Below are 11,086 nucleotides of genomic sequence, written 5' to 3'. Positions count from 1 at the left end.
CCGGCACCGGTAGTGACCGCGCCGGTGGCGCCGACCGTTCCGGCGCCAGTCGCGGCGGCTGCGGTGGCCGGCCAGGGCCAGGTTCAACTGCGTTACACCGCCGATTGCTGGACGCAAGTCACCGACGGTACCGGCAAGGTGCTGTTGAGTGGTCTCAAGCGCAAAGGCGAAAACGTTTCCGTCAGTGGCAAGCCGCCGTTCACCGTGCGCCTGGGCTATGCCCGTGGCGCGCAGGTCAGTTACAACGGGCAGGTGGTTGATGCCGCTCCGTTCACCAGTGGCGAGACTGCTCGCCTGAAGTTGGGTCAATAAGTCATGCACGGCGAATCTCCAATCAAACGTCGCGAATCCCGCAAGATCTGGGTCGGTAACGTGCCTGTGGGCGGCGATGCACCTATCGCTGTGCAGAGCATGACCAACAGCGACACCAATGACGTGGCCGCCACCGTGGCCCAGATCAACCGCCTGGAAGCCGCCGGCGTCGATATCGTGCGGATTTCCGTACCGGATATGGACGCCGCCGAAGCGTTCGGCAAGATCAAGCAGCTGGTCAAGGTGCCCTTGGTGGCCGACATCCACTTCGACTACAAGATCGCGCTGCGCGTCGCCGAACTGGGCGTTGACTGCCTGCGGATCAACCCGGGCAACATCGGTCGCGAAGACCGGGTGCGCGCCGTGGTCAATGCGGCCCGTGATCGCGGGATTCCGATCCGGATCGGCGTCAACGCCGGCTCCCTGGAAAAAGACCTGCAAAAGAAATACGGCGAGCCGACCCCGGCCGCGCTGGTCGAGTCTGCGTTGCGCCACGTCGAGCACCTCGAGCGCCTGAATTTCCAGGACTTCAAGGTCAGCGTGAAAGCCTCCGACGTGTTCATGGCCGTGGCTGCCTACCGCTTGCTGGCCAAGGAAATCGTCCAGCCGCTGCACCTGGGCATCACCGAAGCCGGTGGTTTGCGTTCAGGCACGGTGAAATCCGCCGTGGGCCTCGGTATGCTGCTCGCCGAAGGGATTGGCGATACTATCCGCATCTCGTTGGCGGCCGACCCGGTCGAGGAAGTGAAAGTCGGCTACGACATTCTCAAATCCCTGCACCTGCGTTCCCGTGGCATCAACTTCATCGCCTGCCCGAGTTGCTCGCGGCAGAACTTCGATGTGGTCAAGACCATGAACGAACTGGAAGGGCGCCTCGAAGACCTGCTGGTGCCGCTGGATGTCGCGGTCATCGGCTGTGTGGTCAACGGGCCGGGCGAAGCCAAGGAAGCCCATATCGGCTTGACCGGCGGCACGCCAAACCTGATTTACATCGACGGCAAGCCGTCGCAGAAACTGACGAATGACAATCTGGTGGATGAGCTGGAACGCTTGATCCGCCAGAAAGCGGCCGAAAAGGTCGAAGCCGACGCTGCTGTTATCGCGCGTGGCTAAGCCCGACTGAAGCGCTGAACGAATTTAAGGATTTAAAGTGAGCAAGTCCCTGCAAGCCATCCGTGGCATGAACGATATCCTGCCCGAACAGACGCCCCTGTGGCGTCATTTCGAGGGCACCGTCTCGCGTTTGCTGGATAACTACGGTTACAAGCAGATCCGCATGCCGATCGTCGAGTTCACCGAGCTGTTCAAGCGCTCCATCGGTGAAGTGACCGACATCGTCGAAAAAGAAATGTACACCTTCGACGACCGCAACGGCGACTCCCTGACCCTGCGCCCCGAAGGCACGGCGGCCTGCGTGCGCGCGGTGCTGGAACATGGCATCACCGGCGGTGGCCAGGTGCAGAAACTCTGGTACATCGGCCCGATGTTCCGCCACGAACGTCCGCAAAAAGGCCGTTATCGCCAGTTCCACCAGATCGGTTGCGAAGTATTCAATCTCGACGGTCCGGACATCGATGCCGAGCTGATCGTGCTGACCTGGCGCCTGTGGGGCGAGCTGGGCATCCGTGACGCGGTCAAGCTCGAGCTCAACAGCCTGGGCACCGCCGAGTCCCGCGGCCGTTATCGCGAAGCATTGGTCGAGTTCCTCTCGGCACACCTGGACAAGCTGGACGAAGACAGCCAACGCCGTCTGAAGACCAACCCGCTGCGGGTGCTGGACACCAAGAACGCCGACACCCAAGCGGTACTGGTGGACGCGCCGAAAATGGCCGACTACCTCGACGAAGAATCCCGCGTGCACTTCGAGGGCCTCAGGGCTCGCCTGGACGCCGCCGGCATTCCCTACGTGATCAACCCGAAGCTGGTGCGCGGGCTGGATTATTACAGCAAGACCGTTTTCGAATGGGTCACCGACAAGTTGGGCGCCCAGGGCACCGTGTGTGCCGGTGGTCGTTACGACGGCCTGGTCGAGCAGATGGGCGGCAAGCCGACCCCTGGCGTCGGTTTCGCCATGGGCATCGAGCGCCTGGTGTTGTTGCTTGAAACCCTGGAGCAGATCCCGGAAGAGATCTCCCGTCAGGTCGACGTCTACCTCTGTGCCTTCGGTGAAGAAGCCGAGCTGGCCGGCTTGGCCCTGGCCGAGCGGGTGCGTGACCAATTGCCCAACCTGCGCCTGCAAGTCAATGCCGGTGCCGGCAGCTTCAAAAGCCAGTTCAAGAAAGCCGACAAGAGCGGTGCGTTGTACGCGCTGATCCTCGGCGACGACGAAATGGCCCAGCAAGTGGTAGGTTTCAAACCCCTGCGTGGCCAGGGCGAACAACAAAGCGTTGCCTGGGATGCGCTTGCCGCACACCTGGCCACCTGCATCGTGCAGGGTTGAAGCTGTCAAACAGCCGATTTAGCGATTAAGGAGTATTGGGGTGTCGAGTACCGAAGACGAACAGCTGGCGGATTTGAAGGACTGGTGGACACGCAACGGTAAGCCCCTGGTGACTGGCGGCCTGTTGGCGCTGGTCATCGTGTTCGGCTGGCAGGCCTGGCAGAAGTATCAGAGCAATCAGTCGCAAGGCGCCTCGATTCTCTATCAGCAGTTGCTGGAAACCACGCTGACGCCAAGCGGCAAGCCTGATGCCGCCCGTGTTTCGGACCTGGCCGGCAAGCTCAACAGCGAATTCGGCGGCAGCGCCTACGCGCAGTACGGCAGCCTGTTCGTGGCGAAAGTCGCGGTCGACAGCGGCAAGCTGGATGACGCGGCCACCGAGCTCAAAGCCATCGTCGCCAAACCGGCGAACCCGGCACTGGGCGAAATCGCCCGTCAGCGCCTGGCTCAGGTACTGGCCGCGCAGGACAAGGCCGATGAAGCCCTGAAACTGCTCGAAGGCGATGCCGATACCGCTTTCCTGGCTACTCGCGAGGAACTCAAGGGCGACCTGCTGGTGCAGTTGGGTCGTGCCGACGAAGCGAATGCGGCGTATCAGAAAGCCAAGGCGGCACTGTCGGATGAAGCGGCAGTCGGCGGCCTACAAATCAAGCTGGACGACCTGGCCAAAGGGGATGCGTGACGTGATTCGTTGGAAACATGCAGCATTGCTGGCTCTGGCCGTACTGGCCGCGGGTTGCAGCAGCAACAGCAAGAAAGAACTGCCGCCGGCCGAGTTGACCGACTTCAAGGAAGAGGTGGTTCTGCAAAAGCAGTGGAGTCGTTCGATCGGTGACGGTCAGGGCGAAACCTACAACATGCTGGTGCCGGCGATCGATGGCGATACCATCTATGCCGCCGACGTCACCGGTGAGGTGATGGCGCTGGATCGCAGCAACGGCAACGTCAAATGGGAGAAAGATCTCGATCTGCCTGTTTCCGGCGCCGTTGGCGTGGCTTACGGGTTGCTCACGATCGGTACGCTCAAGGGTGAAATCGTTGCCCTGGACGCCAGCAGCGGCGAAGAGAAATGGCGCGCTCGCGTGTCCAGTGAAGTCCTCGCGCCGCCGGCCAACAACGGTGACGTGGTAGTGGTCCAGACTCAGGACGACCGTCTGATCGGCCTGGATGCCGCCACCGGCACCCAACGCTGGTTGTATGACAGCACGCCAGCGGTCCTGACCCTGCGCGGCACCAGTGCACCGATCGTCACCAACCGCCTCGCGGTGGCTGGCCTGTCGACCGGCAAAGTGGTCGCGCTCGATATTTCCAACGGCGTGCCGGTGTGGGAACAGCGTGTAGCGATTCCACAAGGGCGTTCGGAACTGGAGCGTGTGGTCGATATCGACGGTGGCCTGTTGTTGTCCGGCAGTACGCTGTATGTCGCCAGCTACCAGGGTCGCATTGCGGCACTGGACCTGGATAGCGGTCGCCAGCTCTGGCAGCGTGATGCTTCCAGCTATGCCGGTGTCGCCCAGGGTTTTGGCAGCGTCTATGTAAGCCTGGCTTCGGGCACTGTTGAAGGCGTCGACGAACGTTCCACCACAGCCTTGTGGAGCAACGATTCGCTGGCTCGCCGTCAACTGTCGGCGCCAGAGGTGTACTCCAGCTATGTGGCAGTCGGTGACCTGGAAGGTTACCTGCACCTGCTGAGCCAGGTGGACGGTCGTTTCGTCGGCCGCGAACGCATCGACAGCGACGGCCTGCGCGCTCGTCCGCTGGTGGTGGGTGATACGATTTATGTATATGGCAACAGTGGCAAACTGGAAGCCCTGACCATTAAGTAAGAACTATGCTTGGGGTTTAACCCCCAAGCGGCTTCACTAGTAGGAGCGAGCTTGCTCGCGATGGACGTCAACGATTACGTTTGATGTCTGAATAAACGCGGTGTCGTTGCGTTTTTCGCGAGCAAGCCCGCTCCTACAGTGATTGCCCCGAGCACCAGCCGCTGCTTAGCAGCGGCTTTTGTATTTTCTGAAATAACGAAGTGGAGAGCCGCATGGTTCCCGTAATCGCCCTGGTGGGCCGACCGAACGTCGGCAAGTCCACCTTGTTCAACCGCCTGACCAGGACTCGCGACGCCATCGTCGGCGACTTGTCCGGTCTGACCCGTGATCGCCAATACGGTGAGGCCAAGTGGCAAGGGCGTTCCTACATTCTGGTCGACACCGGCGGTATCTCCGGTGACGAGCACGGTATGGACGAAAAAATGGCCGAGCAGTCGCTGCTGGCCATTGAAGAAGCGGATGTCGTTCTATTCCTGGTAGATGCCAAGGCCGGTTTCACCGCCGCCGACCAGATGATCGCCGAGCATTTGCGCAAACGTAACAAGCGTTCCTACGTGGTTGCCAACAAGGTCGATAACATCGACCCGGAAATGGCCCGCGCCGAATTCGCCCCGTTGGGCATGGGCCACGCGATCCCGATCGCCGGTGCACATGGCCGTGGCATCACCCAGATGCTGGAAATCGCCCTGAGCGACTTCCCGAAAGACGATGACGAGCTGGAAGAAGGCGAGGAAGAGATCGTTGCCGAAGGCGAGGAAGCCAAGCGCATTCCTGGCCCGAGCGAAAAAGACGGGATCAAGATCGCCATCATCGGCCGCCCGAACGTCGGCAAGTCGACCCTGGTCAACCGCATGCTCGGTGAAGACCGGGTCATCGTCTATGACGAGCCCGGCACCACCCGCGACAGTATCTACATCCCGTTCGAGCGTAACGACGAGAAGTACACGCTGATCGACACCGCCGGTGTGCGCAAGCGCGGCAAGATCCACGAAGAAGTCGAAAAATTCTCCGTGGTCAAGACCCTGCAGGCAATCAAAGACGCCAACGTGGTGATCTTCGTCATGGACGCCCGGGAAGGCGTGGTCGATCACGATCTCAACCTGCTGGGCTTCGCCATTGAGTCGGGTCGTGCGCTGGTGATCGCGATCAACAAGTGGGACGGCATGACGCCGAGCGAGCGCGACTTCGTCAAGGTCGAGCTGCAACGTCGACTGTTCTTCGTTGACTACGCCGACATTCACTTCATCTCGGCGCTGCACGGCACCGGCGTGGGTAACCTCTACGCCTCCGTACAGAACTCGTTCAAGTCTGCGGTCACCCGCTGGCCAACGAACCGCCTGACCACGATTCTGGAAGATGCGGTCGGTGAACACGCGCCGCCGATGGTCAACAACCGTCGGATCAAGCTGCGTTATGCCCACTTGGGTGGTGCGAACCCGCCGATCATCGTGATCCACGGTAACCAGATCGAGAAGGTGCCGAAGTCTTACGTCCGTTACCTGGAAAACACTTACCGTCGTGTCTTGAAGCTGGTCGGTACGCCGATCCGCATCGAGTTCAAGGGTGGCGAGAACCCGTACGAAGGTAACAAGAACTCGCTCACCGACCGTCAGGTCAACAAGAAGCGCCGCATGATGTCGCACCACAAGAAGGCCGACAAAAAGCGCCGCGATAAGAAATAGAAGCAGCTTCAAGCTTCAAGTTAAAGCAATAAAGGGTCCTGTCAGGGGCCCTTTTTTGTGTCTGATGGTTTGCTGCTTGACCACTTGCAGCTTGCAGCTTGAAACTTGCAGCTCACCTGCAAGGGGCTACCGATGATCACCAGCAAGCTGCCGAATGTCGGCATCACTATCTTCACGCAGATGTCTCAGCTCGCGGCACAGACCGGAGCGTTGAACCTGTCCCAGGGTTTTCCCGATTTCGATGGCCCGCAGGCCCTGCGCGATGCGGTTGGTCGGCATATCGCCAGTGGCCACAACCAGTATTCACCGATGACCGGCCTGGCGGTGTTGCGTCAGCAGATTGCGGCGAAGATCGCCCGCAGCTATGGCGTCGACGTCGATGCCGACGATGAAGTGACGGTCACGCCTGGCGCGACCCAGGCGATTTTCTGTGCCATTCAGGCGGTTATCCACAGCGGCGATGAAGTGATCGTGTTCGATCCGGCCTACGACAGCTATGAGCCTTCGGTAGCGCTGGCCGGTGGTCGTTGCGTGCATGTGCCACTGGGCCTGAATGATTTCGCCATCGACTTCGAGGCACTCGCTGACGCCCTGAGCCCGCGCACGCGGATGATCATCCTCAATACCCCGCACAACCCCAGCGGTGCACTGATCAGCCATGCCGAGCTGGATCAGCTGGCGACCTTGATCCGCGACCGTGACATCTACCTGGTCAGCGACGAAGTCTATGAACACCTGGTGTTCGACGGCGTGCCGCATGCCAGCGTGCTGGCCCATGAGGAGCTGTATCAGCGCGCATTCGTGGTCAGCTCCTTCGGCAAGACCTATCACGTCACCGGCTGGAAAACCGGCTATGTGGTCGCACCTCCGGCCCTGACCGCCGAGCTGCGCAAGGTGCACCAGTACGTCAGTTTCTGCGGCGTGACGCCGCTGCAATACGCCTTGGCCGATTACATGGCCGAACACCCGGAACATGTGCAAGCGCTGCCGGCCTTTTATCAGGCCAAGCGGGATCTGTTCTGCGACCTGCTGACGCCATCGCGCTTCAGCTTCTCCCGAGTGGCCGGCACTTACTTCCAGCTGGTCGATTACTCGCAGATCCGTCCGGACCTCAATGACGTCGAGATGGCGCTGTGGATGACTCGCGAACACGGTGTTGCAAGTATCCCGATCTCGGTGTTCTACCAGACTCCACCCAAAGGCCAGCGCCTGGTGCGCCTGTGCTTCGCCAAACGCGAGGAGACCCTGCGTGAAGCAGCGGAAAAATTATGCGTGATCTGAGTGCACTGCCCAATCTGAACATCGCGCTGATCCAGACCACCCTGGCCTGGCACGACCGCCAGGCCAATCTGGAGCATTTCGCGCAATTGCTGGAACAGGCGCGCGGTGCTGACCTGATTATCCTGCCGGAGATGTTCACCACCGGTTTTTCCATGGACTCGGAGACCCTCGCCGAGCCCGAGAACGGGCCGACCAGCAAATGGCTGCGCGTCCAGGCGGCGAAATTCGACGCGGTGATCACCGGCACCCTCATCGTCCAGGCCGCCGATGGCAGCCATCGCAATCGCCTGTTGTGGGCGCGGCCGGACGGCGAGGTGTTGCATTACGACAAGCGCCACCTGTTTCGCATGGCCGGCGAGCACAACCACTTCACCCCCGGCGAGCGCCAAGTGCAGTTCGAGCTCAAGGGCTGGCGAGTGCGGCCGCTGATTTGCTACGACCTGCGTTTCCCGGTGTGGAGCCGTGATGCCCAGGACACCGACCTGTTGCTGTACACCGCCAACTGGCCGGGTGCGCGGCGACAGCACTGGAACCGGTTGCTGCCGGCGCGGGCGATTGAAAACCTGTGCTATGTGGCGGCGGTTAATCGCGTGGGGACTGATGGCAAGGGCTTTGCGTATACCGGTGACAGTCAGGTGCTGGATTTTCAGGGTGAGACGTTGTTGAGCGCGGGGGAGGCGGATGGGGTGTTTCAGGTGGTGCTGAATGCGGCGGATCTGCAAGCCTACCGTACGCGGTTTCCGGCGAATCTGGATGCCGATACTTTTGAATTCACCTGAGATTTGGGTTGCCTGAACCAACGCCTTCGCGGGCAAGTCCGCTCCCACAGTGGGTTTTTGGTGTACACAAGTTCTGTGTTCACATCGATCAAATGTGGGAGCGGGCTTGCTCGCGAAGAGGCCGGCACAGACAACACAAAAACAGGCAGACAAAAAAAGGCCCCCAGGTTTTCACCAAGGGGCCTTTTGCATTTGGGTGACGGTGTTTACGCCGCTTTCGCTTCCGGCTGGCTCAACGAGCGGTTCAGCGCACTGAACAGCGCCTTGAAGCTGGCGGTAGTGATGTTCTCATCGATCCCCACACCATGCACCGCACGTTCACCGTTCACTCGCAGTTCAATGTAGGCCGCCGCCTTGGCATTGGTGCCCGCGCCGATGGCGTGTTCGTTGTAGTCCATGATTTCCACCGGAATCGGCAGGCCGGCCACCAGCGCTTCCAGGGCGCCGTTGCCCTTGCCGCGCCAGTGCAGGTTGGTTTCGCCCTGGCCTTTGCTGGCGACTTCCACTTCGACGGCGCTGTTGCCGTTTTCTTCCTGCAGGCGATGGCTGACCAGCGCGTACGGGGTATTGGCTTGCAAGTATTCGCTGATCAACAGCGAGTGAATCTGCTTGGCGGTCATTTCCAGGCCCAGACGGTCGGTTTCACGCTGCACGACCTGGCTGAATTCGATCTGCATGCGACGCGGCAAGCTGATGCCATATTCCTGTTCCAGCAGGTAGGCGATACCGCCCTTGCCCGACTGGCTGTTGACGCGGATCACCGCCTCGTAGCTGCGGCCGATGTCGGCCGGGTCGATCGGCAAGTACGGCACTTCCCACAGGGCGTCCGGTTTCTGCTGGGCGAAGCCCTTGCGGATCGCATCCTGGTGCGAGCCGGAGAACGCGGTGTGCACCAGGTCGCCGACGTATGGATGACGTGGGTGCACCTGGATCTGGTTGCACTCTTCGACGACTTTGCGCACGCCGTCGATGTCGGAGAAGTCCAGCTCAGGGTGCACGCCCTGGGTGTAGAGGTTCAGGGCCACGGTCACCAGGTCGACGTTACCGGTACGCTCGCCGTTGCCGAACAGGCAGCCTTCGACACGGTCGGCGCCGGCCATCAGGCCCAGCTCGGTGGCTGCAACGCCGGTGCCACGGTCGTTGTGGGTGTGCAGGCTGATGATCACGCTGTCACGACGGTTGATGTGGCGGCCAAACCATTCGATCTGGTCGGCATAGATGTTCGGGGTCGCGCATTCGACGGTGGCCGGCAGGTTGAGGATCATCTTGTGCTCGGGCGTCGGGTTCCAGACTTCGATCACCGCGTCGCAGACTTCCTTGGCGAATTCCAGTTCGGTGGCGCTGAAGGTTTCCGGCGAGTACTCGAAGGTCCACTCGGTGTCCGGCTGCTGGGCGGCGTATTTGACGAACAGCTTGGCCGCGCTCACCGCGATTTCCTTGATCCCGTCCTTGTCCTGGTTGAAGACGATGCGGCGGAAGGACGGGGAGGTCGCGTTGTACAGGTGAACGATGGCTTTCTTCGCCCCGCGCAGGGATTCGAAGGTGCGCTCGATCAAGTCTTCACGGCCCTGGGTCAGCACCTGGATGGTGGTGTCGTCCGGGATGTGGCCGCCTTCGATCAGGGTGCGCACGAAGTCGAAGTCGGTTTGCGAAGCCGCCGGGAACGAGGCTTCGATTTCTTTCACGCCCACTTGCACCAGGGTTTTCCAGAAACGCAGCTTCTTGGTCGCGTCCATCGGCTCGATCAGCGACTGGTTACCGTCACGCAGGTCGGAACTGCACCAGATCGGCGCGGCGGTGATGGTCTTCGACGGCCAGGTACGGTCCGGGATGTCGATGGTCGGGAACGCGCGGTATTTCGAAGACGGGTCTTTGAGCATGCTCATGGGAAATCCTTATTGTGTGGGCCGAAAAGAGGCGGCCTGCCGGTGGATCAAAATGTTCTTGGGAAAAGCGTGGGGCGAGGCACCGCGATTCAGCCCGGCAGTCGTGCACTGACAAGGCACAGGCTGCGGTGCTGGCGACGCTGAATGAGGGTGTGAGAGGTTTTCATGTCTTCAACCCTAACCGCGAGAACAAAGGATGGCAAGCGGTCGAAAAAAATTGAGAGGAATACTCGTAATGGCGGGTTTATCGAGATTTTATTGCGGTGATTGGCGCTGATTGTTTTTATCTTTGCGCGAGGTTCGAGCGATGCGCAATTGAAAGTTGTCGCCTTGGTCTCGGTCGGCGCAGCTATGCTTAAAGCTTGAATCAGGCGACTTGGGAAGCGGGAGTCGACAATGAACGAATCGGATTGGAAGCTATACAGCGCATTGCGTCCGGTGGCCCATGAGCGGATGTGTATCCGGATCATGGAGGAGGTCGAGCGGATGGTGCTGGATAAAAGCCTGGCGCCTTATGAGCGTATTGAAGCCAGCGAGGAGAGGCTCAAGGCCGGTCAGCAGGAATTGTATTGGGCGTTTGGCGTTTACAGCCACTCACGCAGTGAGGCGCCTGCTCATTTGCTGGGGCTGTGTACCCATGAGCTGATCACATCTGAAGAACTGGCGGGCTTCTCGGAGGAAACCCGGGCCTGGATCGAAGAGTGCCTGGCGCACAGGGAAATTCATGGGATCGAGGATCTGGAGGCGGAATAGGCGGTTTATTTCTGTGGTTACGTTTGCGCCTGTGATGCCGCCTTCGCTGGCAAGCCAGCTCCTACAGTGATCGGGTGAACTTGATTTCCATGTACACCTTCGATCCCTGTAGGAGCTGGCTTGCCAG

At 60.4% G+C, this 11,086-nt stretch carries 10 protein-coding genes; 9 read left to right on the top strand and 1 reads right to left on the bottom strand.

Annotated features, from left to right (window positions below):
• The 8 genes from BZ163_RS01440 to BZ163_RS01405 all read left to right on the top strand — a co-directional run.
• Positions 1-312 (top strand): DUF4115 domain-containing protein (locus tag BZ163_RS01440; RefSeq protein ID WP_128869504.1); only part of this gene is annotated, 312 nt, incomplete at its 5' end.
• 3 nt (positions 313-315) lie between these two features.
• A complete protein-coding gene (ispG, locus tag BZ163_RS01435) occupies positions 316-1,425 on the top strand; it encodes a flavodoxin-dependent (E)-4-hydroxy-3-methylbut-2-enyl-diphosphate synthase (RefSeq protein ID WP_128869503.1) in 1,110 nt (369 codons plus the stop codon).
• A gap of 37 nt (positions 1,426-1,462) precedes the next feature.
• Positions 1,463-2,752, top strand: coding sequence for a histidine--tRNA ligase (gene hisS, locus BZ163_RS01430; protein WP_128869502.1), 1,290 nt, complete (start codon positions 1,463-1,465; stop codon positions 2,750-2,752).
• Between the two features lie 40 nt (positions 2,753-2,792).
• Positions 2,793-3,434 (top strand): tetratricopeptide repeat protein, encoded by a 642-nt coding sequence (locus BZ163_RS01425; protein WP_128869501.1) that lies wholly within the window; start codon positions 2,793-2,795, stop codon positions 3,432-3,434.
• Positions 3,427-4,578: an outer membrane protein assembly factor BamB gene (gene bamB, locus BZ163_RS01420; protein ID WP_128869500.1), complete on the top strand. Its 1,152-nt coding sequence runs from the start codon at positions 3,427-3,429 to the stop codon at positions 4,576-4,578. The genes BZ163_RS01425 and bamB overlap by 8 nt, the downstream gene beginning before the upstream one ends.
• A 212-nt stretch (positions 4,579-4,790) precedes the next feature.
• Positions 4,791-6,260 carry a ribosome biogenesis GTPase Der gene (der, locus tag BZ163_RS01415; RefSeq protein WP_059403392.1) on the top strand — a complete coding sequence of 490 codons (1,470 nt, stop codon included), beginning with the start codon at positions 4,791-4,793 and terminating at the stop codon, positions 6,258-6,260.
• Positions 6,261-6,392: 132 nt separating this feature from the next.
• Positions 6,393-7,541, top strand: a complete 1,149-nt coding sequence (locus BZ163_RS01410; RefSeq protein ID WP_128869499.1) for a pyridoxal phosphate-dependent aminotransferase — start codon at positions 6,393-6,395, stop codon at positions 7,539-7,541.
• On the top strand, positions 7,529-8,320 hold the full coding sequence (locus BZ163_RS01405) for an amidohydrolase (protein ID WP_128869498.1): 792 nt from the start codon (positions 7,529-7,531) through the stop codon (positions 8,318-8,320). The genes BZ163_RS01410 and BZ163_RS01405 overlap by 13 nt, the downstream gene beginning before the upstream one ends.
• A gap of 206 nt (positions 8,321-8,526) precedes the next feature.
• On the opposite strand, the gene leuA is transcribed toward BZ163_RS01405, so the two are convergent.
• Complete coding sequence (leuA, locus tag BZ163_RS01400; protein WP_128869497.1) at positions 8,527-10,206, bottom strand: 2-isopropylmalate synthase; 1,680 nt, start codon at positions 10,204-10,206, stop codon at positions 8,527-8,529.
• Positions 10,207-10,602: 396 nt separating this feature from the next.
• Here leuA and BZ163_RS01390 point away from each other — a divergent pair, with 396 nt between their 5' ends.
• Positions 10,603-10,959: a hypothetical protein gene (locus tag BZ163_RS01390; protein ID WP_128869495.1), complete on the top strand. Its 357-nt coding sequence runs from the start codon at positions 10,603-10,605 to the stop codon at positions 10,957-10,959.
• Positions 10,960-11,086 lie beyond the last annotated feature (127 nt).

The organism is Pseudomonas sp. VI4.1 (assembly GCF_002029345.1).
In the GTDB taxonomy this organism is placed as follows: domain Bacteria; phylum Pseudomonadota; class Gammaproteobacteria; order Pseudomonadales; family Pseudomonadaceae; genus Aquipseudomonas.
This window is presented reverse-complemented; position numbering and strand designations above follow the sequence as displayed.